This window comes from Priestia sp. TGN 0903, assembly GCF_050846855.1.
Classification (GTDB): Bacteria; Bacillota; Bacilli; order Bacillales; family Bacillaceae_H; genus Priestia; species Priestia zanthoxyli.
Genome location: NZ_JBOZGL010000001.1, coordinates 638,253 through 660,855, shown reverse-complemented (window position 1 = coordinate 660,855; position 22,603 = coordinate 638,253). Strand labels below are relative to the sequence as shown.

Genomic DNA, 22,603 nt, shown 5'->3' with positions numbered 1-22,603 from the left:
AATTTCCCAAAAAGAAAAATATTATCTGGTTGTATGAAAAGTAGATAATCAGATGCTTTGTAATCAAGGGTTTTGTATAAAAAAATTTTCAAAAAGATATTTTAAGAAAGGAAATCTTGATTTAAAGCTTTTTATAGGTGCAATTTTATAATGAAAAACCGTATATTATGCACTCATTGTAAAATTCTGATATTGACAGAATCATTTTATAAGAATAAAATTTTCTTGTTTCTATTTTTTTATATCATCATAATTTTTTGACAGTTTTGTCTATGGTGGTTTACGGTTGAAAGAGAGGTTAAGGAATATGTCGGTAGAGAGAGAAAAAGTGTATGAAACAGTTCCTCAAAAAGGATTCTTCGGACATCCTAAAGGTTTATTTACCTTGTTCTTTACAGAATTCTGGGAGCGTTTTTCATACTATGGAATGCGTGCGCTACTTGTATTGTACATGTACGATACAATTGCAAACGGTGGATTAGGAATGGAACAAGGAACCGCTTTAGCGATCTTTTCTATTTATGGTTCTCTTGTTTATATGTCTGGAATTATTGGCGGTTGGATTGCAGACCGCATTTTAGGTACGTCTAATACGGTGTTTTACGGCGGTATATTTATTATGCTGGGGCATTTAGTGCTTGCATTGCCAGCAGGTGTAACAGCGCTGTTTATTTCAATGTTCTTGATTATCATTGGAACAGGTTTATTAAAACCAAACGTTTCAAGCGTTGTGGGCGATATGTATAGCCCGACTGATAACCGTCGAGATGCTGGATTTAGTATCTTCTATATGGGTGTAAATGCTGGAGCATTTATCGCGCCGCTAGTTGTTTCAACAGTAGGTGAAAAGTATAACTACCACTTAGGTTTTGGAATCGCGGCAGTAGGAATGCTTTTAGGTCTAATTGTATTTATGGCTACACGAGGTAAAAACCTAGGGCGTGCAGGTAGACAAGTTCCAAACCCTTTAAAACCAGAAGAGCGCAAAAAAGTTTTTGGTACTATTGCACTTGCTGTAGTTGTACTTGCTATCTTTATTGTACTGACTTCTTTAGCAGGTATTTTAACAGTTGAAGGCGTTATTTTATTTGTAAGTATTTTAGCGATTGTTATTCCTATTATTTACTTTGTGGTTATGTATAAGAGTCCCAAGACAACAGCTGATGAGCGTTCACGCGTATTAGCTTATATCCCTCTTTTTATTTCTGGAGTAATGTTCTGGGCAATTCAAGAGCAGGGGTCAACAATTTTAGCAACGTATGCAAAAGATCATACACAGCTAACGTATGGCGGCTTTAAAATTCCAGTTGGCTGGTTCCAATCGTTAAATCCGTTATTTATTATTATATTTGCCCCAGTTTTTGCAGCACTTTGGGTGAAATTAGGAAACAGACAGCCTTCTACACCAAAGAAGTTTTCATTAGGACTTTTATTTGCAGGGCTTTCTTTCCTTGTCATGGTTATCCCGGCTAGTATTCATGGAAACGAAACGTTAGCGAGCCCGCTATGGCTAGTATTAAGCTTCTTCTTAGTTGTAGTTGGAGAGCTTTGTTTATCACCAGTAGGGCTATCAACTACAACAAAACTAGCACCTGCAGCGTTTTCTGCTCAGACAATGAGTTTATGGTTCTTAACAAGCGCAGCGGCGCAGGCAATCAATGCTCAGCTTGTTCAATACTATGAAAACATTTCGCAAGTTGTTTATTTTGCTGCATTGGGCGGAGTGTCGGTCATTTTAGGTGTAATTGTACTAATGATTTCGCCAAAAATTCAGCGTTTAATGAAAGGTGTTCAATAAAAAAAACCGTCCTTAAGGGCGGTTTTTTTTATGATTTATTTGAAAAAATATTCATGAAGGAGGCGTATGTCTGATCGTCCTCACCCTCATAGAACGCAAGATTTAAAAGTCTGTTAAGTTCGTTTGTTGATTTTTCAGTTTCTGCAATAATTTGATGCATATGAGCAATCTTAGACATGGATCCGTTGCCATAAGCATTTTTAATTTGATTTAATGTTAAATGAAGCGATAAGACCTCTCGGCGAAGAGCTTGTCTTAATTCAGAGGAAGCAGGGATAAAAAAGCGTTTATAAAAATAACTGGCTTCTTCAAACACCAATTCTCCATTCTCTAGCTCTTTAGCCGCAATTTCTTTAATCTCTTTATCGTCTAATCGACTGGCCGCTTCTTCGATAAGAAATCCAAAAATAATAGCTGTATCTGGTTTTAACATATAATAACCTCCATTATTATAAAAAAGAACTATGTAGTTTATATGTATAGATAGAAAGGAAAGAATATTCATAGTAATTCACTAATCAGCATAGACAAAAAAATAAAAAATATTCTTTTATAGGCAAACTAAAATTATTTCAAAATAAATTTTTTATAATTAAACATTTTTTCCATATTAAAGGATTATTTTGACTTTCCAAAAGAGATGAATAGAATAAAGAGGGTTCTTAGTACCTATATAAAAAGAAAATTGATAAAAGATATTAAATTCAGAAATTTCTACCTCTTTATAACTAAAAAATTGCTCTACTAAAATAGTTGACAGCAGAAATAGATAGGCATAAAATATACTATTGTCAAATGAATTAGCAAGCTATTCATAAAAAGTTAACGGACATTTGAATAATATGAGTAATATCCATATAAGGTATCAATTACTTAAATCTAACCAACTTGTATGCTTGTCATACAAGTCTACAGAAAGGAAGATAGTCGTATGCGCAACGTATTTTTTACAGATAATGAAACAATTGAAACGACTTTACGTGGGAAAGAAATTTTAGGAGCTCCAATGTTAAACAAAGGAGTAGCTTTTACAAAAGAAGAGCGTAAAACGTTAGGATTAGAAGGTTTACTTCCTCCAATGACTTTAAGTTTAGATGAGCAGGCAAAACGTGCATATGAGCAATTTTTAGCTCAGGCAGATAACCTTGGTAAGAATGTGTATTTAAACGATTTACAGAACCGTAATGCTGTATTATTTTATCGTTTATTGCAAGATCACTTAAAAGAAATGCTTCCGGTTGTTTATACACCAACAGTTGGACAAGCAATCCAAGAATACAGCCACGAATATCGCCGTCCGGGTGGCGTATACTTGTCAATCGATAATGTAGAAGGCATTGAAGAAGCTCTTAAAAATATCGATGCAAATAGTGAAGACATTGATTTAATGGTTATTACAGATTCAGAAAGTATTTTAGGAATTGGTGACTGGGGCGTTGGTGGTATTAATATTGCTATCGGTAAATTAGCCGTGTACACAGCTGCAGCAGGAATCGATCCAAGCAGAGTACTTCCAGTTGTTCTTGATGTAGGAACAAACAACGAAAAATTATTAAATGATCCTTTATATATCGGAAACCGCCATGAACGTATCCGCGGTGAGCGCTATGATCATTTCGTAGATCAATTTATTTCAAAATCTCTTGAAATATTCCCTAATGCACTGTTACACTGGGAAGATTTCGGTAATGTAAATGCTCGTAATATTATTAACAAGTACGGAAAAGAAATTCTAACGTTTAATGATGATATTCAAGGCACAGGTGCCGTAACGCTTGCCGCTATTTTCTCAGCAGTTCAAGTGTCTAAAATGCCACTTCGTGACCACCGTGTTTTAATCTTTGGACCAGGTACAGCAGGTATCGGTATTGCAGATCAAGTACGTGATGCAATGGTATTAGACGGGATCACAGAAGATGAAGCATACAAAAACTTCTGGGCAGTCGATTTCCGAGGCCTTTTAACAGATGACATGGACGATTTATTAGGTTTCCAAACGCCTTATGCACGAAAAGCAGAAGAAGTGAAGGACTGGAACCGTGAAGAAGACAAAATTTCTCTTTTAGAAGTTGTCAGACAAGTTAAGCCAACAATCTTAATTGGTACGTCTGGTGTAGCAGGCGCATTCTCAGAAGAAATCGTAAAAGAAATGGCGAAGCATGTAGAACGCCCAGCTATTTTACCAATGTCAAATCCAACTCCGCTTGCGGAAGCTACTCCTGAAAACCTATTAAATTGGACAGAAGGAAAAGCACTTGTAGCGACTGGAAGTCCGTTTGAACCAGTTAACTACGACGGTGTGGAATATGAAATTGGTCAATCTAATAATGCTTTTGTTTTCCCTGGTCTTGGTCTTGGATCAATCGTGGTAAAAGCAGAAGTTATTACAGACAGCATGTTCGCAGCATGTGCACACGCTGTAGCTCAAATGGTAGACAGCAGCAAACCAGGAGCTTCATTACTACCACGCGTAGAAGAATTACGTGAAGTATCATATAACGTTGCTTTAGCGGTTGCTAACGCAGCAATTAAAGATGGCGTTGCAAAAGAAGTTCCAACAGATGTAAAAGCGGCAGTAAAAGCAGCAATGTGGGAACCAACATACAAAGAAATTAAAGCTTTAGAAACAGTAAATGCTTAATTTTTAGATAGAAAAAGCACAGCTTCTGAAAAAAGAAGCTGTGCTTTTTTTAGTTACAAAAAGAATTCTTAAGTTACATAACGTATATAGTTTTTTTAAACTTGTGTATGATTCTCTATATTAGAACCACAGGGGGTTATGAGATGAATACAGCACGTAAATTGGAAACGTTTACTCAAGATTCACAGCCTGAAAATAGGGGTTTTTGGAACCGAATCAACAATATTAAAGTAGGAGTTATTCCTCTACCGCTATACGTTTTACTTGCATTGATTGTATATGGCGCGGCCGTTTACAACGAACTTCCTCCAGATATGATTGGCGGATTTGCGATTATTATGGTAATGGGAATGCTACTTGGTGATTTAGGATTAAAAATTCCGATTTTAAAAGATATTGGCGGACCAGCTATTTTATCACTGCTTGTACCTTCCGTATTAGTTTTTTATAATGTTTTAAATCCCGCGTCTATGGAAGCGGTAACAACTTTGATGAAAACATCAAACTTTTTATACCTTTATATTTCTTGTTTAGTAGCCGGAAGTATTCTGGGCATGAACCGTAAAGTTTTAATTCAAGGCTTTACACGTATGTTCGTACCGCTTGTGTTAGGTACGCTAGCCGCTGTAGCTGCAGGCGTAGCCGTTGGGATGTTATTTGGTTACGGAGCAAAACATACATTTTTCTATATTGTTGTACCAATCATTGGAGGAGGAATTGGTGAAGGTATTTTACCGCTTTCACTTGCTTATTCTCAAATTTTAGGTAGTTCAGCAGAATCTTTTGTGTCGCAAATGATTCCAGCTGCTGTTATTGGAAACATCGTTGCTATCGTATGTGCTGGCTTAATGAAACGTCTAGGAGAGAAAAAGCCAGAATTAACAGGTAATGGAGTTCTTGTGAAGACAAAAGGTGGAGATGGCATCTCAGAAGATACAAATATCAAGAAACCAGTAGATTTTTCGTTAATGGGCGCAGGTCTTTTAATTGCATGTAGTTTCTTTATTTTCGGAGGCTTAGCACATAAGTTTTTAGGAATTCCAGGTCCAGTTTTAATGATCGTAGCGGCAACGCTAGTCAAATGTTTACAAGTAATGCCTGCTAAGATGGAGCAAGGTGCTTACCATATGTACAAATTCATTTCTACGAGCTTGACATGGCCGTTAATGGTAGGGCTAGGAATTTTGTATATTCCTCTTGAAGATGTAGTGAAAATTGTGACACCAGGTTATGTAGTCGTATGTGCAGCAGTTGTTATGGCTATGGTAGCAACGGGTTATTTTGTAGGTAAAATGATGAAAATGCATCCAGTGGATGCAGCAATTGTAACCGGCTGTCACAGCGGTTTAGGAGGTACGGGAGACGTAGCGATTTTATCAGCTTCCAACCGTATGTCACTTATGCCATTTGCTCAAGTAGCAACAAGACTTGGAGGCGCTTCTACTGTTATTTTAGCTACGCTTCTTATGAAACTTTTAGGAGTATAAAATCAAAACAAAAAAGCAGCTCGGTTCGTATGAGCTGCTTTTTTTGTCTTATGAAACACTAACAGGTTTTAAGATGAATTCTTCCACAACTTTTGCCACACCGTCGTTCATGTTTGTATCTGTTACGTGGTTGGCTTTTTCTTTAATATCTTCAGGAGCATTTCCCATTGCTACGCCAAGTCCAGCAAATTCAATCATGGCAAGATCATTATAACTGTCGCCAATAGCAATCACTTCATCACGTGTAATGCCAAGCTGTTGAATTAATAAATGTAAGCTTGTCCCTTTTGTGACACCTTCTTCTGTAAATTCAAGGAAGTATGGTTTAGAGCGCATTACGCTTAGCTCTCCTTGAAGCTGCTTTTGAAGTTTCTTTTCCACATGAACTAGCTTTTCCGGCTCTGCCAGCATGAGTACTTTTACAACAGGTTCTGTAACGGCATCAGTAAAAGATGAAACAACACGGATCGGCAGACCTGTAATGTCACTTTCAATATCCGTAAATTTATTTTCTACTTCGGTTATAATTTCATCTCCAACGTACGTATGAATTAAGACGCCTTCTTCGCGGCTAATATCGTCGAGACGTGCAACAGTACGCGGAGATAAGGTGCTGCTAAATAGCTCTTCATTTGTTAAGCAATTAATAATTTTCGCCCCGTTAAACGATAAAATAAAGCTTCCGTACTTTTCTAACTCCAGTTCTTTGGCGATGTGAACCATTCCGTAAGTTGGTCGGCCAGAAGCAAGTACAACTTTTACTCCCGATTCTTGCGCCTTCATTAATGCTTCTTTTGTGCGGGGAGAAATAGTGTGATCATCGCATAATAGTGTGTCATCCAAATCTAAAACAATCATTTTGTAAGGCATAATTTTAAATTCCCTTCTTCTACTAGACTCATATCTTCATATGGTACTATAAAAAAACGTTTGATTCAATTTAATGATTTTTTGAAAAAAAGAAGCATGCGTATACTTTGTTTGAACGCCTCGTAAGTAGATGAAACAAAGAACTTGAGACATAGCTAAAACAGCCCAATCAATAGCTAAAAGCAATTAAACACATGAAAGCTACGTTTACCATGACAACGAAAAAATACGAAGTAATAATCAATCATTTTAATTATTACTTCGTATTTTACTTCGACTAAAATTCTTTTATTTCAGCCTCTTGATTAGTAAGCTGCTAGAGTTTGATTCGTTTTCTGAGCATCTCCTTCACTGAAAGCTTCTTTTAAGAGCGTATAAGACCGCTTTTTTTGTTCAAAATCTTGAAGAGCAGTAAGAATAATAAATTCATCAATAGAAAATGCCTGTTTCAAAGCTTGGAGCTTTTGACGAACGGTTTCTTTTGTGCCGTATATGACGTTTGCTTCTTTTTCTTCAATTCGATAGCTTTCTTTAGACTGCTGACCAAATTCTTCCGCTTTTTCTTTGGAGCCTAATGTAGCGGATTTCCCACTTTGTAAGTATACTTTAAATATTTTTGTGCTGGATGCTAATGCTTTTGCTTCTTCTACGGTATCCGCTACGATGACGGAAAGGGCAACGACAAGCGAGCGTGCATGGGATGAAACGTGCTGATTATAGACGGAAATCGCTTCTTCTAGCACTTTTTGATCACCATTAATGAATTGAGCAAATACATAAGGAAGATTTAGAGATGCCGCTAGCTCTGCGCTTGAAGCACTTGCTCCCAGTAAAAACATATCTGCTGCTTTTTGGGGCCTTGGATAGGCTTTTAAACCGTAAAGAGGGTGATCTTCCGGCAGCGTATCGTTTAGGTATTGTTTAAGTTCTATCAGTTTGTCTGTTAAGGACTTAGTGGGCTGAGAGTTTTGTTGCAAGGCTTGAGTAGAATGAGGTAGTCCTCCTGGTGCTCTGCCGATTCCAAGATCGATGCGATTTGGAGATAATGAGGCTAAAACGTTAAAATTTTCTGCTACTTTATAAGGGCTGTAGTGTTGAAGCATAACACCGCCTGAGCCGATACGGATATGATGCGTTTTGGCGAGCAGGTGAGAAATTAACACTTCGGGTGATGATCCTACAACATGTTCAGAGTCATGATGCTCCGCTACCCAAAAACGGTGGTAGCCAAGTTCTTCTGCTAGCTGAGCTAATTGAATGGTATGCTGAAATGCATCTTCAGCACGCTCACCTTCATAACGCGGGCTTTGATCTAAAATACTTAATTTCACTGAAAACACTCCTTAAAGTTGATAAAAAAGGTAAGAATAATTGGAAATAATTTTAGCAAAGGATTTTCCAGATGAAAAGAGTTTTTTTAAAGAAAAATATTTTTTGAAAAATAAGTTGACTTTGCCATTTTGAGGCTATATAGTTGAATCATCAAATAGAAAAGCCGATAAAACAACTTGGATAAATAAGAATTGAGTGAGTATGTTTCAAAGACACTTCACTTCATTCTCCGGTTTTATCAAAGAAACAGTTAAAGCTGATTGGTCTACCAAAGGCTCCTGAGGAAACTCTAGGAGCCTTTTTGCTGTAAAAAGGAGGGGGAAAAGGTGAGCGATGTATGTATTTTATATAACGGAAGCTCTCATAATTATCAACAAATAGCCTCAGTGAAAGATGAGCTAGAAGCTTGCTTAACCTCAAAAGGAGTGCACGCCGAAGCTATCTCGTATCATGATGTACACGCTTTGAAGCAGGAAGCGCAGAAAGAAGTAAAGGCATTTATTTCGAAAATGAACCAAGCTAAAAGCATTGTCGTTCTGTTATCGGGAGTAAATGAAACATACGTAGAATCTTTTGAACGGCTAACAAAAATATTGCCAGAAGATTTATTGTATAAAAAAATACTTCTGCCAATTCTTATTGGTGAAAATGTGAATTCTTTACTAAAAGCTAAGTATGATTTAAAACTTTTAGCGTCTTTTTTAGGTAGACCTTACTGGCTCAGCAGTCTTTTTCTACTGCATGAATACGTCTCTTTTACAGGTATTAACAATGCGAATGCCAAAAGTCGTTTAAAGGAAGCGGTGGATGAGCTGATTTACAAAGGTAATCTATCCCTTCAAACATTTATAAAATGAGGTGAAGAAAATGAGTGAATTATTTCGATTAGCTACCGTAGAAGATGCTGAAGAACTGTTGGATTTAACGCTTCGAGCATATGAGCCGATTCGAAAGCTAGGAATTAAATTTCCTGCTGCGACGGCAACGATTCAACTTTTAAAAGAAAACATTCAAAACAGCCGCTGCTACGTGCTGGAAAGTGATGAAAAAATCGTAGCTACGATTACAGCAAGAACGTATAAAGAAATAACGAACTGGCCTTTCTTATGGTGGTTTGCGGTAGATCCTTTGCTTAAAAAGAAAGGAGTAGGTTCTAAACTCTTAACGTGGGTTGAAGAAACGATTATTCGAGATCAACTGGGGGCTCCTGCTGTTACATTAGCTACTTCTGATCGACACCCATGGCTGATTCCTATGTATGAAAGAAAAGGGTATGAACGCTTTTTTGAAGTCGATCAAGGAGAAGAAGGAAAAGGCGTATTCTTAAGGAAGATCTTACATCCCGAAAGATATGAGTTAGAAAAACACAAGGAGTTACAACAAGCTAATTAATCATTTAAAAGAAAAGAGGAGAAACCATGTCAGTGAAAATTTTATTATGGAATCGAAAAGGTTGTCATCATTGTGAAGAACTAAAAGCATATTTTCATGAAAAAGGCCATCAATATGAAAGTATCGATGTAGAAGGAAAAGATTATTTGCGAGATCTACTTGAAATTAAATACGGTATTCGTCATGTACCGGTCGTTGAAATTGGAGATAAGGGGCAGTTTAAAGGAGTTATTGAAAAAGATTATGAACAAATAGAAAAGTTGATTGAAGACTATTCACCAATCGTTAAATAGCTGCAACATCCATTTTATTAACTCGTTAAAACAATAAATTATTTTGAGACATAGTGAGGGACCAAACACATGAAAAAACTACAGCTGACAGCTATCTTTTTATCACTTCTTTTATTATTAGCCGCTTGCGGAACACCCAATAAAGAAACAGCAGCTAACGCAAGCAAAGACAAAGTGCAAAAAATTATTGTGGGAACGGGTACGCAATTTCCCAACATTTGCTTTCTTGACAATAAAGGAAATCTAACGGGTTATGACGTAGAGCTTGTTAAAGAAATAGACAAACGTCTTCCAAACTATAAGTTTGAATTCAAAACGATGGATTTTTCTAATTTACTTTTGAGCTTGGAATCCAACAAAATTGATTTAGTCGCCCATCAGATGGAAGTGAATGAAGAAAGAAAACAAAAGTTCCTGTTTAATAAAGAACCTTATAATATCTTTCCGCTACATGTAGTTGTAAATGAAAAAAATACGTCAATTAAATCAATTAAAGATTTGAGCGGTAAAAAGGTAATTGTAGGAGCAACGAGTAACTCTGCTAACTTAATCGATAAGTATAACAAAGAACATGGAAATAAAATTGATATCGTTTATTCAGGTCAAGGATCTGATGATACAAAAACGCAGCTAAAAACAGGACGTGCGGACGCTACAATTAGTACGCCGTTTGCAGTTGACTTTGTCAATAAGCAAGCGGACGCAGAGCAAAAAGTTGTGGGACCTGCTATTTCAAATTCAAAAGTATATTTTATGCTTCGAAAAAATGAAACAGGTTTACAAAAAGATGTTGATAAAGCGCTAAAAGAAATAAAAGAAGACGGAACATTGACAAAATTAAGCAAAAAATGGCTAGGAGAAGATTATACAAAAGCAGCTGGAAATAACTAAATCACTTACTGTGACCCAAGCCTTGAACTTGGGTCCTTTCGCTACCTGTAGAGGGAAACAAAGGAGAGAAAAAGATGGGAAAAGCATTTGATATAGAGCTGATTTTCACCTCTATTCCTCAATTATTATCTTATTTGCATATTACAATTTGGATTTTGGTTGCTTCACTTTTGATTGGCAGTACCTTGGGATTGTTTATTGCCCTGCCTCGTATTTATAAAGTACCGGTGTTAAGTCAATTAGCAGCAGTTTATATTTCTTTTATGAGGGGGACGCCTATTTTAATTCAATTATTTTTAGTTTTTTACGGGGTACCTGCCCTCTTACAATTGATTCATATTGACGTTTCTAGAATGGCTCCGCTCGTATTTGTGATTATCACATATTCACTGAGCACGGCGGCGTCTTTTTCTGAAATGATGCGCGGTGCCATTAATAGTGTAGATAAAGGGCAAACTGAAGCAGCGTATAGTGTAGGAATGACCGGAAAACAAACGTTCACTCGAATTTTGCTGCCGCAAGCTCTCGTTGTAGCATTTCCTAACTTTGGAAACCTTGTGATTGGTTCCTTAAAAGATACGTCTTTAGCCTTTACCATTGGTGTCATGGATATGATGGGAAGAGGAGATACCATTATCGCAGCAACGGCTCATGCAGTTGAAGTATATATTGCACTTGCCATTATTTATTATTTGGTAGCCATTATATTAGAGAAATTTTTTATGAAATCCGAACAGAAGCTGCAAAAACACGATCAGCCTGTTCATGTATAAAACGAGCTTACTAAAAGAGGTGTAAACATGATTATTGACGTACCGTTTATATGGACAGCATTTGTAGAAATTTTGAAGGCATTACCTTTAACACTCCTTATTACCATCGGTCCATTACTAGGCGGATTGCTTATTGGTATTGCTGTTGCGGCTGTGAGAATTAATTCAGTAAAAATAATAACGCCTATTGCCAACGTATACGTATCATTTTTTCGAGGAACGCCTGCCATTCTTCATATTATGGTTATTTACCTAGGGTTCCCGCTATTGATTAATAAACTATCAAGCTACTATGGATGGGGCTTCAATGCAAACAGCATTCCTATTGTCGTATTTGTATTAATCGCTTTGTCTTTTACAGCGGGGGCTTATATGTCAGAGATCATTCGCTCTGGTTTGTTAGCGGTAGAAAAAGGACAAATTGAGGCTGCGTATTCCATTGGAATGAATCGTTTTCAATCGATGAAACGAATTGTTTTCCCTCAGGCGTTTGCTTTATCTTTACCAAATTTATGCAATATCTTCATCGGCTTTTTGCATACGTCTTCTATCGCATTCATCGTCTCACAAAAAGAGTTAAACGGTGCAGCTAATATCGTAGCTTCAAATAATCTTAAGTTTTTAGAAGCCTATATTGCTGCTGCCCTTATTTATTGGATGCTGACGATGTTAATAGAAGGAATAACAGCGCTGCTTGAACGAAAATTAACGGTTTATAATCGAGGAGGGATTGTATGATTACATTAACAAATATTAAAAAAACATTTGGTCAACATACAGTATTGGACGGTATTGATTTAATTGTTAAAAAAGGGGACGTTGTGACCATTTTAGGGCCGAGTGGCTCTGGAAAGACTACGTTTTTACGCTGCATTAATTTCTTAGAAAAAGCAGATGAAGGAGAAGTTTCAATCGATCAATTTACGGTTCAGTGCCAAAAGCCAAACCGCAAAGATATTTTAACTCTTCGACAAAAAACAACGATGGTTTTTCAGCAATACAATTTGTTTAAACACAAAACCGTTATTGAAAATATTATGGAGGGGCTAGTTATTGTTCAAAAGCTGCCAAAGGAAGAAGCAAAACAACGAAGTTTAGACGTCCTTGAAAAAGTTGGGCTTGCTGAAAAAGCAAATGCGTACCCAAGTCAGTTATCAGGAGGTCAACAGCAGCGAGTGGGTATCGCTAGAGCGCTTGCTTTAAATCCTGAAGTCATTTTATTTGATGAGCCAACGTCTGCTTTGGACCCTGAACTGGTGGGTGAAGTACTGTCTGTTATTCGTAAAATTGCTGAAGAAGGAATTACGATGATTATTGTTACGCACGAAATGAGTTTTGCCCGTGAAGTCTCTAATCACGTGGTGTTTATGGACGGAGGAAAGATTGTCGAACAAGGTCATCCTGAAGAAATATTTTTAAATCCAAAAGAAGATCGAACAAAGCAATTTTTCAAGCGTATTAACCCAACGCATTCGCCTTACTCTTATGTTTATGAAAAAACAATCTAATATTTTAATTTAAAACCCACTTGACTCATAGGAATAATAAGTATATGATAAAATCATCAAATTAAACAAACCGACTAGATCACTAGAGGTTCTTTGCACAATGTCACGCATTGTGCAAAGAACCTTTTATTTTTTACTAGACTTAAGGGAAGAAGGGTGAACGTAGTGAATCGAGGAGCATTAAAAGCTAAAACAAGCAAAAAACTTATTATAAAAGGCCAGGTTGTACCTGGAAGGCAGCAAGGAAGACATTTGGGTTTTCCGACAGCTAATATAGATACTCAGCATGAGGAATTAAAAAATGGCGTGTATGGTGTCCTCGTTCATCTGCGGGGACTTGAACATATAGGAGTTATGAATGTAGGCGTTAAGCCGACATTTGGATCGGAACTATCTAAAACATTTGAGGTTCATATTTTGGATTTTAACGACGTTATTTATGGAGAGACAGTTCAATGCGACGTTATCTTTCGGGTGCGAGGTGAGAAAAAGTTCCCTTCCATTGAGTTTTTAAAACATCAAATTAAAGCCGATACACTACAAGTTAAGCAAAGATTTCAACATATGGGCTATGTATCTAGTGAACATACAGCTTCCAAGCTAGGGCAAGCGAGATATTTAAATCTGCCTGATCTACAGTTTTTTAATTGGTGCCACAGCCAATTCAGAGTCAATAAAGGGATTTACAATACAATTGATCAATGGTTTTATGACGAAGGAATTGAAAATATTCACCCTAGAAGAGTTCACGTTATCGCTTTTTTGCAATTTGCACAGGAAGGAAATGAAAGAAAGACAGAAAAAGAAGGAGTCCTTCGCTTTGGAGCAGGCGGTTTGACCAATCAACTACGAGAATTTATGAATGGATATGAAAAAGGAGAATGGTAATATGACAATAAAAAGACAATTAAAGCTAGGGGCTATTATTCATGGAGTGGGAGGAAACATGGGGGCATGGAGACACCCTGAAATTTTGTCAGATGCCAGCGTTAATTTCGGTTTTTACAAGCAGCAGGCTCAAAAAGCGGAAGAAGGAAAATTTGATTTAGTGTTCATTGCCGATGGGTTATATATTAATGAAAAATCGCTTCCGCATTTTTTGAATCGTTTTGAACCTCTCACTATTCTATCAGCACTTGCTTCTGTCACTTCTCATATTGGTTTAGTTGGCACTCTATCGACTTCGTATAGCGAGCCGTTTACGGTGGCTAGACAATTTGCTTCACTTGATCATATTAGCAGCGGCCGAGCGGGATGGAATGTTGTAACATCTCCATTGGAAGGATCTGCGCTTAACTATGGAAAAGAGCACCCCACTCATGATAAACGCTATAGAATAGCTGAAGAGTTTCTAGAAGTAACGAAGGGATTATGGGATTCTTGGGAAGATGATGCATTTATTCGAAATAAAGAAACCGGACAATTTTTTGAAGAGAAAAAGCTGCATCGCTTGCACCACAAAGGGGAATTTTTTTCTGTAGAAGGTCCGTTAAACATTGGCCGCTCAGCTCAGGGGCAGCCCGTAGTGTTTCAAGCAGGCTCCTCTGAAAGCGGAAAAGATTTAGCAGCGAAAACGGCTGACGCAGTGTTTACGGGACAAGATAATTTAGAAGAAGCAAAAGCTTTTTACCAAGATGTAAAATCAAGAGCCGTAGCGCAAGGACGCAATGAAAACGAACTTTTAATTTTCCCGGGAATAGGTCCTATCATTGGCAGTACAACCGAAGAAGCCGAAAGAAAATATGAAGAACTTGCTCAATTGGTAACAATTGAACATGCGCTCAACTATTTAGGACGTTTTTTCGATCATTTTGATTTTTCACAGTTTCCATTAGATGAGGCGTTTCCTGATTTAGGGGATATCGGAAGTAATAGTTTCCGCAGTACAACTGATAAAATCAAAGAAAACGCTAAAAAACATAAGTGGACACTGCGAGAAGTGGCGCTGCGAATTGCTACACCTAAAACACAATTTATTGGGACGCCAGAGCATATCGCTAATTTGATGCAACAGTGGTTTGAAGAAAAAGGAGCTGACGGCTTTATTATTCATTCAAGCGTTCCGCATGGCTTAGATGACTTTGTTGAACACGTCGTACCGATACTGCAAGAAAGAGGCCTGTATCGTACAGAATACGAAGGGAGTACGTTAAGAAGTAACTTGCAATTGAATGTTCCTAAAAATCGTTACACACAGGTGAAAGTTAACTGAAGTGGATTAAAAGAGACTCGAAGGAGTCTCTTTTTTAATATTTTTAATATTAAAAATATGGTAAAATTATTTTTGTAGGTTATTCGTTTCAGTTCATAAGGCCTAAAGGGTTTTGAATACCCGGAAAGGAGTCAAATGGAAAAAAGACATAAAAGTAAGAAGAAGCGTATGATTATGTGGATATCTTTATCCGTTCTTTTAGTCGGGGGAGGAGCGACAGGATGGATATTGTACCAAAACGGAAAAATTCCTTTTTTATCACAGCAAAGTATAAAGGCAAGTGCCATTAAAGTGAATCAACAAAAAGTTGATAAGCTGGAAAGCAACGATCAGCAGGCAAAAGATTTTATAGCTGAACATCATGACGTACTAAATGATTTGACGGGGTGGAGTGCCATTGAGCACCCGGACTGGCCTGCCGTACAAGAAGAAGCGGGAGCCATTAAAAATACCATTGGCACGATTGAAGTAAAAGATTCTGTTTTAAAGAAAGACTTTCAGCATATGGAAAAGCTCGCTGGACAGCTAGAGCAGACGAAAGATCAAGCACTGTTAAAAGAACTTCATCGTTATTTTCATGACTTAGATGTTGTGATCAATGAAGACGATGGATCAAATACATATTTTAATGTTACCAGCTATGGTAAATCAGTTGTAAAGACTTCTAAATGAGCTATAGCAAAAAGCTTTATACATAAAAGTAGTTTTGTATAACAAACGTCTTCGCTTATTCATGCATATGCTAAGAATAAGGAGGAGACGGGTTATATGAAAAAAATTTATTTAGATGCAGGTCACGGAGGGGCAGATCTAGGGGCTGTAGCCAACGGGTTATATGAAAAAGACGTAGTGTTAGCTGTTCAACAGCACATCATCTCTTTTCTTTCTGCTCATTATCAAGGATTTTCTCTTTGTACAACGCGTACAACCGATGTGTTTTTGTCATTAAATGAACGGGTCAACAAAGCCAATGTGTGGGGGGCTGATGTATACTTATCTATTCATATAAATTCAGGTGGCGAAACGGGATATGAAGATTTTATTTATAGCAAAAATATAAATAACCAAACCATTGTGTTACGAAACGATATTCACGATCATGTGAAATTTGTTCTCGCTAAATACAATCACTCTAACCGAGGCAGGAAATTAGCTAATTATAGTGTGTTAAGGCGTTCATATATGCCGTCTGTATTAACTGAAATTGGGTTTATTGATACAGAACACGATGCAAAGCTCTTAAAAAATCCTCAATTTCTAAAAGATATGGGGGTGGCATATGCAAAAGGGATTGCGCAGTTTTTAAACTTGGAGCCTAAATCTACAAATTCTGTGGGAGATCCTGACGAGGAAGGGTTTCTAAAGCCTACTTTTTTATATAAACCTTTATGGATAAAAACAACCGAGGATAAGGAGACGTATAAGTATACCAATATGTCAGAGAGAACAGGTTATTTAAAAAAGAATACCCTCTTTCAAGTTGATAGTGAAACGCATGCAGCCTGGATAATTGATGGAGAACATTTTATTGAAAAAAAAGATACAATCATTGAAGGAGAAACTATCACAACTGCGGAATTAACAAAAGAGAATATGGAAACATTAAAAGTGTTTGTGACGAAAGAAAAGTTAGAAACAGCGGTAACCTTTTCTGAAGAAGGAGCTGCGGTAGCCATCTTTACACTTCACGATAAAAAAATATTGAATGTAAAAGCATTTTTAGATAGAGAAAAATGGTGGTACAAAGCTGAACGGATAAAAACATCGTGAAGAAACCTGCTTGTTTTTTTGAAGCTTTCATCCTAGTAATTTTATTTATTTTTGATAGAATATAAAGAGCTGAATCGTAAAGATGCATAAAGGTGTGATGGAAATGGAAGAGCAACAAGAAGCGATTGATTTAACAAAAGTATATGTATATGAGGAGTTTCCGGATAAAGTTGCAGGCAGATGCGATAACTGTGGACATGTGAAATTTAAAAGCTTAGTAAAAGACTTTATTTTTATCCGTACATGCGCAAAGTGCGGCATGAAAAAAAGTATTTAAATCCCTACTTCTTTATAAAAAACGCTCTTTTCTAAAATGAAAAGAGCGTTTTTTCTCTATTTAACGTATAAATGATCGCTAAGCTGCTCTGAAATAGTTTCTACATCTTCTTGCACATGTTTTTGTTTTTTCATCATTTCTAACAGGATTTGTTCAAGGTTCTGTGAATGATTTTGCTTATCTTTTGGTTTATGTAAATACTTTGCGATTTGATGCATATTATTGCTTAGCCGGCTTAGCTCAGACTCAATTTTTCGCAGGTTAACTAATAGTTCCACACCTGCTTCTTTGCCGATTAAAGGCGGCTTAACTTTTCCGTCCATAATAAATTTTCGAATGAGAGACGTTCGTTTTAAATTATAGTGTTCAATAAGTTCCTCTAATTTTTCTTTTTCTTCTTCATTCAACTTAATTGCTGGAATGCTGTGTCCTCTCATAAGGTATCTCCTTTCAAGAGCAGTTCTTGCTGCGTTCAATCATATGTAAACATTCTCTTGTCTTTAATAATAGCAACCTTTTCCATGGTTAACTATGGTGAAAAGTTACTAAAATGTCGAACGTGCAGTCTGTTAAAAAACTGGTAAATTAAGAAATTTGGTTTAGTAATAGTTGAATTATAGAAGTAATGTCATTATCTACAATATTGCTGCTTTATTAAAAAGGCAGCCAAAGGGATGAATATACCGCCTTTGTACTCACCATTTTTGAAAGCGCAGTTTTAAAGAAGAGGGATGGTTTTTATCGTTTTTTCCTCCTACCACATCTTTCCTCCTAGTAACTCTGTCGAATCTTCTAGACTATTGTCTCAAGGGAATAGAAAGAAAGAAGACGAAATGGTTGAGAACGAGGTAAAGTCATATTATGTCTTTATTTACCTCATTTACATACTTTACGGGGGAGGAATACGTTTGAAACTAAAAAAACGATTAAAACTAAACAAGATAGGGGCAGCCATGCTTGCGGCTGGGGTTATATGTACAGGTTATACGCCTATTCATATGCTACAAGCGCCTCCAGTCGCTCAGGCTGCAGAGAATCAGTCGGACTCTTTGGAGCTAGCATTTGCACAAGCATCTAAAGAATTTGGTGTGCCAGCTTCGCTTTTAAAAGCAATTTCCTACAACAAGTCGCGCTGGGAAAGTCATAATGGGAAACCTAGCGCAGCCGGGGGATACGGCCTCATGCATTTAACAGACATCCCTTTTTTAGAAGATGGAAAAGGAAACGGAACTGCGTCTTCACAACCAGCATATGACAAACAGCAAACGCTCTCCTTAGCTGCTAAGCTGCTTAAGTCAGATAAAGAAAGATTAAAAAATGACCCTGTGCAAAATATTCGTGGTGGCGCTGCTGTACTAGCTTTTATTGCAAAAGACAAAAGAGGAAACGTACCGTCCACTGAACAAAAATGGTACGAAGCAGTCGCAGCTTACAGTTCTTCTCAGGATAAAGAAAACGCTCGAGTGTTTGCCGATGATGTATATGAAACGTTGGAAAAAGGAGCAGAGCTTACAACTTCAGATGGACAGCATCTTAAAATTTCTCCTCAAAACATAGATATATCGATTCCTCGCACTGAAAATTCCAATACGAATAAAGCGGATTGTCCCGCATCTTTAAAATGTGAATACATCCCTGCATTTTACGGGAAATTCAGCGAAAGTCCTTCAGATTACGGAAACTATGATATTGCGAATCGTCAAAAATCAGATGTTCGCTATATTGTTATTCATGATACAGAAGTAAGTTATGACGGAACCATTGATTTGTTTGCTAACCCTAACAGAGCAGCTGCAAACTATGTCATACGTTCAAGTGATGGCCACATTGCACAGATGATTGATAACAAAGATGTAGCATGGCATGCAGGAAACTGGTATTTTAATACGCACAGTATTGGAATCGAACATGAAGGGTTCGCCCTTGAAGGATCCGCGTGGTTTACAGAAGAAATGTACCGTTCTTCAGCAAGACTCGTACGCCACCTTGCCAAAGAATATCATATTCCATTAGACCGAGCTCATATTATCGGTCATGACGAGGTACCGGGTTTGTCTCCTAAGGCTCAATCAGGTATGCATTCGGATCCCGGGCCGTTTTGGGATTGGGGGCACTATATGGATTTAGTAGGAAGCCCAGTCGAGCGCCAGCATACAAGCAAACTAGCCGTTACAATTAATCCCGTCTTTGAAAACAATCAGCCAGAGGTATCAGATGCACCAAAGCAGCCGGCCAACTTTGTGTATTTGCATCAAGCTCCTAGCAATGATTCACCGCTACTGAATGAGCCTGCAGCTTCAGGGCCAGGAACGAAACAAACGTTAGACTGGGGAAGCAAAGCTGTAACGGGCCAAACGTACGCAGTGGCTGAGACAAAAGGAGAATGGACAGCGATTTGGTACGGAGGACAAAAAGCCTGGTTTTACAATCCGCATAATAAAAATACGAGTAAAGGTACGGGCATATTATTAACGCCAAAAGCAGGAAAAGAAAGCATTCAAGTGTACGGAGGAGCTTTCCCGGAAGCTTCAGCCTATCCTTCTGATATCCCGGTTAAAGACATGGTCCCACTTCAGTATACAATCTCTCCGGATCAGGTGTACGTAGGGGTAGAAAAAGTAAGGAGTGACTATTACTATGCACCCACTTTTACAACAAATCCAAACGATCACAAAATGATTGTGGGAAAAGATGAATATTATCAAATTTATTTTAATCACCGCTATGCGTTTGTGAAAGCTTCGGATGTAGAGATTAAAAAACAATAGAATAGAGTGTTAAAAGAAAGGAAGAGACAGGGTGTATAAAGGGTTTGTTTCTTCCTTTCCTTTTTAAAACCACAAAAATTCAGAATGTTATTGATGATTTTTCCTTATAATGGTTTTTTAGCTTATTATCTTTTTAAAAAAGGAAGGAATGTCCTGTGATTATAATTAAGCCTTTAAGTCAGTGTTCTTTTTCTGATGCGCTAGAAGCATTTAATAAGGGTTTTGAAGATTATTACATTCCGGTTGAGATGTCACTAGATCAATTCATTTGTAGGTTTGGTGTGGATCGTTTATCTGTCGAGCATTCTTTTGTAGCTTTTTATAATGACACACCAGCTGGAATTATGTTAAATGGAATAAAAAGAGTCAAAGGAAAGAAACATGCTTGGAATGGAGGTACAAGTGTAGCATTCCTTTACCGAAAAATGGGAATTGGTGAAGCCTTACTAAAAGCTACACTTGAGAAATATCAGCAGCAAGGAGTAGTGGAAGCCAGTCTGGAAGCATTTACAGTCAATAAAAAAGCCATTCACCTTTATGAGAAATATGGATATGAAATTGTAGATACGCTTTTCTTTCTAAAGCATAGAGGTAGTTTTCCCGCTTCTTTACTTAAAAAGAAGAATCAGCTTGCGTATTCGTTAAAGCGAAGGCTTGCAAAAGATATTCAGAACCTACCCTTTTATACATACGACGTTCCGTGGAAAAATCAATTTGACTGTATTTGTGATGGAGAATCGTTTATTGCGTTGAATGAAAGAAACGAAGAAGTTGGCTATCTATTATTTCAAAAGAATTTTTCTTCCATAGGCATCGTGAATTCCGTTACTTTTTATCAAGGAAGCGTTAAGGAACATATCTCAAATTCAGAGGACGTTCTGGCCTTTTTATTAGCAACCATTTTTAATATGTATGGACCAATTGCTTACAATACACATAATGTACCTGAAAAAGGAAATAGCTTACTCGTGAAAATGTTAAAATCATTTGGTTTTCAAGATTTATATACAGATGAAGGAATCAAACTTGAGCAGGTGTTTATGAAAAAACAACTTTAAAAAGCGGCAATGGGCCGCTTTTACTGCATTTCCGTAATTGGATGTGCATCATAAAATTCCTCGATTTTTTCTTGCTGCCCTTCGTATTTTGCTTTCCATGCTTGAGTCCCGTCCTTATAATTGCGCAGATCTGTTCCGTAGAAGTCGGTTAACTCTTTTCGAGTAATCGTGATTGTCTGAGGAACAGTCGTGTTAATAGTAAAGTGAACGCTGTCAATATTTTGTACGGCAGAAAGTAAAATGGTTGCGTTATGTAAAAGTGTACGTTTAGTTTTAACAGACGTCCAGCTTTTTTCAAACGCATGCTGATTATCTGTTGCAGCGTAGTTAATTGCTAAGTAGTAAGGTTTTTGCGCATTTTGAAAAGTTATACCTTTTAAATAAACGTGTCCTGGAAGTTTATTTGTTATTTCTTCTATTGAAGTATCACGTTTTAAAGAAGAAGTATGATGAATAGAAGAAGCAGAGACTCTTTCAGCAGACAGATTATTATGAGGTGCATAGGCACACCCTGATAGGCAAGTGAGCACTATACAAAGTGTAAGAGAAGCATCTATTTTTTTCATAATGGTAACTCCTTTTGTTTATATCTACTTGTAAAGACGAAAGACCTACACTTTTTGTTTCATACAAAATATAAATTTATTCATTAAAAAGACAGATAATCCAAAATAATAGAAGTTAATAACCCTAATGAAGCAATAAAACCAATAACAGGACCACCTTCTTCAAAAGCTTCCGGCAACATCGTAGAAGCAACCATGGCTACAATTCCACCACCGGCAAATGAGGCAATAAAGCCCATCATGTTTGGGGTAGCGTCTTGAAGAAATAGATATCCAATCCAAGAGCAAAGAGCTGATATAAAGAAGACCGAAAGCCATAATGAAAAAATTTTCTTTCGCTTATATTGGCTTTTTAGTAGTCCGCTTGTCCCGGAGATTCCTTCCGGTATATTGCTGATAAAAATAGAAACAACAAGCAGCCAGCTAACGTGGTGCTGTTCAATCAAACTTGCGCCAATCATCAGTGATTCAGGTATAGCATCCATAATGGTACCAATAAAAATGGCTAGTCCTGAGCTAGCTGGGACAAGGTGGTTTGAACGTTTTCTTTTGTGAGCACCTTTTTTAGCTAAAGACATATCAAGAAGAGTAAAAAGTGCTGCGCCTGTTAAGAAGCCTAAAGAAGAAGCAATAATTCCCGCTTCTTTTACCGAATCTTGAATGAGCTCGTAAGCAGCAGCTCCTAACAAAACGCCCGTGCCAAAAGCCATAATATAAGCAGTCAACTGTTTTTTTAAAGGTACAAAAATAGCTATAATAGCTCCAATTAATACAGCTGAGCCTGAGACACCACCCCACATAAGGGCATCTATCACATGAGATCCCTACTTTCTTGCGTACTTATTTGTAGTGTAACCATCTATGTGATTATTATGAAACAAGATAAAAGAACTAAAAAAATGGAAAAGAATCACTGATTTAGACCTTAAATAAAATAAGTCTTCTGTATAATTGACAAAATTTTCTG

The 22,603-nt window shown here is 37.2% G+C and carries 23 protein-coding genes; 17 read left to right on the top strand and 6 right to left on the bottom strand.

All coding sequences use genetic code 11. The features are described from left to right. Positions 1 to 307: 307 nt before the first annotated feature. Positions 308 to 1,798: a peptide MFS transporter gene (locus ACRPLY_RS03445; RefSeq protein ID WP_033578798.1), complete on the top strand. Its 1,491-nt coding sequence runs from the start codon at positions 308 to 310 to the stop codon at positions 1,796 to 1,798. A gap of 28 nt (positions 1,799 to 1,826) precedes the next feature. On the opposite strand, the gene ACRPLY_RS03440 is transcribed toward ACRPLY_RS03445, so the two are convergent. Beyond that, positions 1,827 to 2,231, bottom strand: coding sequence for a hypothetical protein (locus ACRPLY_RS03440; protein WP_047751106.1), 405 nt, complete (start codon positions 2,229 to 2,231; stop codon positions 1,827 to 1,829). 498 nt (positions 2,232 to 2,729) lie between these two features. Here ACRPLY_RS03440 and ACRPLY_RS03435 point away from each other — a divergent pair, with 498 nt between their 5' ends. Together ACRPLY_RS03435 and ACRPLY_RS03430 are read left to right on the top strand one after the other, a co-directional pair. Beyond that, positions 2,730 to 4,439 (top strand): NAD-dependent malic enzyme, encoded by a 1,710-nt coding sequence (locus ACRPLY_RS03435; RefSeq protein ID WP_034269256.1) that lies wholly within the window; start codon positions 2,730 to 2,732, stop codon positions 4,437 to 4,439. Between the two features lie 143 nt (positions 4,440 to 4,582). Then, positions 4,583 to 5,926: a 2-hydroxycarboxylate transporter family protein gene (locus tag ACRPLY_RS03430; RefSeq protein WP_432231552.1), complete on the top strand. Its 1,344-nt coding sequence runs from the start codon at positions 4,583 to 4,585 to the stop codon at positions 5,924 to 5,926. 48 nt (positions 5,927 to 5,974) lie between these two features. Here ACRPLY_RS03430 and ACRPLY_RS03425 read toward each other — a convergent pair whose 3' ends face one another. Beyond that, positions 5,975 to 6,796 (bottom strand): Cof-type HAD-IIB family hydrolase, encoded by an 822-nt coding sequence (locus ACRPLY_RS03425; protein ID WP_063247285.1) that lies wholly within the window; start codon positions 6,794 to 6,796, stop codon positions 5,975 to 5,977. Positions 6,797 to 7,101: 305 nt separating this feature from the next. Further along, positions 7,102 to 8,127 carry an LLM class flavin-dependent oxidoreductase gene (locus ACRPLY_RS03420; protein ID WP_432231551.1) on the bottom strand — a complete coding sequence of 342 codons (1,026 nt, stop codon included), beginning with the start codon at positions 8,125 to 8,127 and terminating at the stop codon, positions 7,102 to 7,104. Positions 8,128 to 8,454: 327 nt separating this feature from the next. Here ACRPLY_RS03420 and ACRPLY_RS03415 point away from each other — a divergent pair, with 327 nt between their 5' ends. The 12 genes from ACRPLY_RS03415 to ACRPLY_RS03360 all read left to right on the top strand — a co-directional run bounded on the left by ACRPLY_RS03415 (position 8,455) and on the right by ACRPLY_RS03360 (position 17,244). Next, on the top strand, positions 8,455 to 8,985 hold the full coding sequence (locus ACRPLY_RS03415) for a hypothetical protein (RefSeq protein ID WP_028413593.1): 531 nt from the start codon (positions 8,455 to 8,457) through the stop codon (positions 8,983 to 8,985). Positions 8,986 to 8,995: 10 nt separating this feature from the next. Beyond that, positions 8,996 to 9,520 (top strand): GNAT family N-acetyltransferase, encoded by a 525-nt coding sequence (locus ACRPLY_RS03410; protein ID WP_432231550.1) that lies wholly within the window; start codon positions 8,996 to 8,998, stop codon positions 9,518 to 9,520. Between the two features lie 26 nt (positions 9,521 to 9,546). Beyond that, positions 9,547 to 9,813: a glutaredoxin family protein gene (locus tag ACRPLY_RS03405; RefSeq protein ID WP_028413591.1), complete on the top strand. Its 267-nt coding sequence runs from the start codon at positions 9,547 to 9,549 to the stop codon at positions 9,811 to 9,813. A 69-nt stretch (positions 9,814 to 9,882) separates the two neighbouring features. Further along, a complete protein-coding gene (locus ACRPLY_RS03400; protein ID WP_033578803.1) occupies positions 9,883 to 10,704 on the top strand; it encodes an amino acid ABC transporter substrate-binding protein in 822 nt (273 codons plus the stop codon). Positions 10,705 to 10,778: 74 nt separating this feature from the next. Beyond that, positions 10,779 to 11,477, top strand: coding sequence for an amino acid ABC transporter permease (locus ACRPLY_RS03395; protein WP_155010188.1), 699 nt, complete (start codon positions 10,779 to 10,781; stop codon positions 11,475 to 11,477). Positions 11,478 to 11,504: 27 nt separating this feature from the next. Next, entirely contained in the window at positions 11,505 to 12,215 is a 711-nt protein-coding gene (locus ACRPLY_RS03390; RefSeq protein WP_155010187.1) for an amino acid ABC transporter permease, read from the top strand. Further along, positions 12,212 to 12,985 (top strand): amino acid ABC transporter ATP-binding protein, encoded by a 774-nt coding sequence (locus ACRPLY_RS03385; RefSeq protein ID WP_034265635.1) that lies wholly within the window; start codon positions 12,212 to 12,214, stop codon positions 12,983 to 12,985. The genes ACRPLY_RS03390 and ACRPLY_RS03385 overlap by 4 nt, the downstream gene beginning before the upstream one ends. A 165-nt stretch (positions 12,986 to 13,150) precedes the next feature. After that, positions 13,151 to 13,873 (top strand): riboflavin kinase, encoded by a 723-nt coding sequence (locus ACRPLY_RS03380; RefSeq protein WP_047751101.1) that lies wholly within the window; start codon positions 13,151 to 13,153, stop codon positions 13,871 to 13,873. 1 nt (position 13,874) lies between these two features. Continuing rightward, positions 13,875 to 15,197 (top strand): LLM class flavin-dependent oxidoreductase, encoded by a 1,323-nt coding sequence (locus ACRPLY_RS03375; RefSeq protein ID WP_033578807.1) that lies wholly within the window; start codon positions 13,875 to 13,877, stop codon positions 15,195 to 15,197. Between the two features lie 135 nt (positions 15,198 to 15,332). After that, positions 15,333 to 15,869, top strand: a complete 537-nt coding sequence (locus ACRPLY_RS03370; RefSeq protein ID WP_432231549.1) for a hypothetical protein — start codon at positions 15,333 to 15,335, stop codon at positions 15,867 to 15,869. Between the two features lie 96 nt (positions 15,870 to 15,965). Then, positions 15,966 to 16,967 (top strand): N-acetylmuramoyl-L-alanine amidase family protein, encoded by a 1,002-nt coding sequence (locus ACRPLY_RS03365; RefSeq protein WP_274863785.1) that lies wholly within the window; start codon positions 15,966 to 15,968, stop codon positions 16,965 to 16,967. Positions 16,968 to 17,064: 97 nt separating this feature from the next. Beyond that, a complete protein-coding gene (locus ACRPLY_RS03360; RefSeq protein ID WP_025752091.1) occupies positions 17,065 to 17,244 on the top strand; it encodes a hypothetical protein in 180 nt (59 codons plus the stop codon). 56 nt (positions 17,245 to 17,300) lie between these two features. Here ACRPLY_RS03360 and ACRPLY_RS03355 read toward each other — a convergent pair whose 3' ends face one another. Further along, a complete protein-coding gene (locus tag ACRPLY_RS03355; RefSeq protein ID WP_028413582.1) occupies positions 17,301 to 17,681 on the bottom strand; it encodes a plasmid mobilization protein in 381 nt (126 codons plus the stop codon). 471 nt (positions 17,682 to 18,152) lie between these two features. Between ACRPLY_RS03355 and ACRPLY_RS03350 the strand changes: the two genes are divergently transcribed. Both ACRPLY_RS03350 and ACRPLY_RS03345 read left to right on the top strand, forming a co-directional pair. Next, complete coding sequence (locus ACRPLY_RS03350) at positions 18,153 to 20,012, top strand: N-acetylmuramoyl-L-alanine amidase (protein WP_432231548.1); 1,860 nt, start codon at positions 18,153 to 18,155, stop codon at positions 20,010 to 20,012. A gap of 155 nt (positions 20,013 to 20,167) precedes the next feature. Further along, positions 20,168 to 21,070: a GNAT family N-acetyltransferase gene (locus tag ACRPLY_RS03345; protein ID WP_028413580.1), complete on the top strand. Its 903-nt coding sequence runs from the start codon at positions 20,168 to 20,170 to the stop codon at positions 21,068 to 21,070. A 20-nt stretch (positions 21,071 to 21,090) separates the two neighbouring features. On the opposite strand, the gene ACRPLY_RS03340 is transcribed toward ACRPLY_RS03345, so the two are convergent. Both ACRPLY_RS03340 and ACRPLY_RS03335 read right to left on the bottom strand, forming a co-directional pair. After that, positions 21,091 to 21,636, bottom strand: a complete 546-nt coding sequence (locus tag ACRPLY_RS03340; RefSeq protein ID WP_325077565.1) for a DUF4825 domain-containing protein — start codon at positions 21,634 to 21,636, stop codon at positions 21,091 to 21,093. An 83-nt stretch (positions 21,637 to 21,719) separates the two neighbouring features. Next, positions 21,720 to 22,451 (bottom strand): ZIP family metal transporter, encoded by a 732-nt coding sequence (locus tag ACRPLY_RS03335; RefSeq protein WP_028413578.1) that lies wholly within the window; start codon positions 22,449 to 22,451, stop codon positions 21,720 to 21,722. Positions 22,452 to 22,603 lie beyond the last annotated feature (152 nt).

Bases quoted from the DNA above. Each gene is read 5' to 3' on its own strand.
- ACRPLY_RS03445 (WP_033578798.1), top strand. From the start codon at position 308: ATGTCGGTAGAGAGAGAAAAAGTGTATGAAACAGTTCCTCAAAAAGGA.
- ACRPLY_RS03440 (WP_047751106.1), bottom strand. From the start codon at position 2,231: ATGTTAAAACCAGATACAGCTATTATTTTTGGATTTCTTATCGAAGAA.
- ACRPLY_RS03435 (WP_034269256.1), top strand. From the start codon at position 2,730: ATGCGCAACGTATTTTTTACAGATAATGAAACAATTGAAACGACTTTA.
- ACRPLY_RS03430 (WP_432231552.1), top strand. From the start codon at position 4,583: ATGAATACAGCACGTAAATTGGAAACGTTTACTCAAGATTCACAGCCT.
- ACRPLY_RS03425 (WP_063247285.1), bottom strand. From the start codon at position 6,796: ATGCCTTACAAAATGATTGTTTTAGATTTGGATGACACACTATTATGC.
- ACRPLY_RS03410 (WP_432231550.1), top strand. From the start codon at position 8,996: ATGAGTGAATTATTTCGATTAGCTACCGTAGAAGATGCTGAAGAACTG.
- ACRPLY_RS03405 (WP_028413591.1), top strand. From the start codon at position 9,547: ATGTCAGTGAAAATTTTATTATGGAATCGAAAAGGTTGTCATCATTGT.
- ACRPLY_RS03400 (WP_033578803.1), top strand. From the start codon at position 9,883: ATGAAAAAACTACAGCTGACAGCTATCTTTTTATCACTTCTTTTATTA.
- ACRPLY_RS03395 (WP_155010188.1), top strand. From the start codon at position 10,779: ATGGGAAAAGCATTTGATATAGAGCTGATTTTCACCTCTATTCCTCAA.
- ACRPLY_RS03390 (WP_155010187.1), top strand. From the start codon at position 11,505: ATGATTATTGACGTACCGTTTATATGGACAGCATTTGTAGAAATTTTG.
- ACRPLY_RS03385 (WP_034265635.1), top strand. From the start codon at position 12,212: ATGATTACATTAACAAATATTAAAAAAACATTTGGTCAACATACAGTA.
- ACRPLY_RS03375 (WP_033578807.1), top strand. From the start codon at position 13,875: ATGACAATAAAAAGACAATTAAAGCTAGGGGCTATTATTCATGGAGTG.
- ACRPLY_RS03370 (WP_432231549.1), top strand. From the start codon at position 15,333: ATGGAAAAAAGACATAAAAGTAAGAAGAAGCGTATGATTATGTGGATA.
- ACRPLY_RS03365 (WP_274863785.1), top strand. From the start codon at position 15,966: ATGAAAAAAATTTATTTAGATGCAGGTCACGGAGGGGCAGATCTAGGG.
- ACRPLY_RS03360 (WP_025752091.1), top strand. From the start codon at position 17,065: ATGGAAATGGAAGAGCAACAAGAAGCGATTGATTTAACAAAAGTATAT.
- ACRPLY_RS03355 (WP_028413582.1), bottom strand. From the start codon at position 17,681: ATGAGAGGACACAGCATTCCAGCAATTAAGTTGAATGAAGAAGAAAAA.
- ACRPLY_RS03340 (WP_325077565.1), bottom strand. From the start codon at position 21,636: ATGAAAAAAATAGATGCTTCTCTTACACTTTGTATAGTGCTCACTTGC.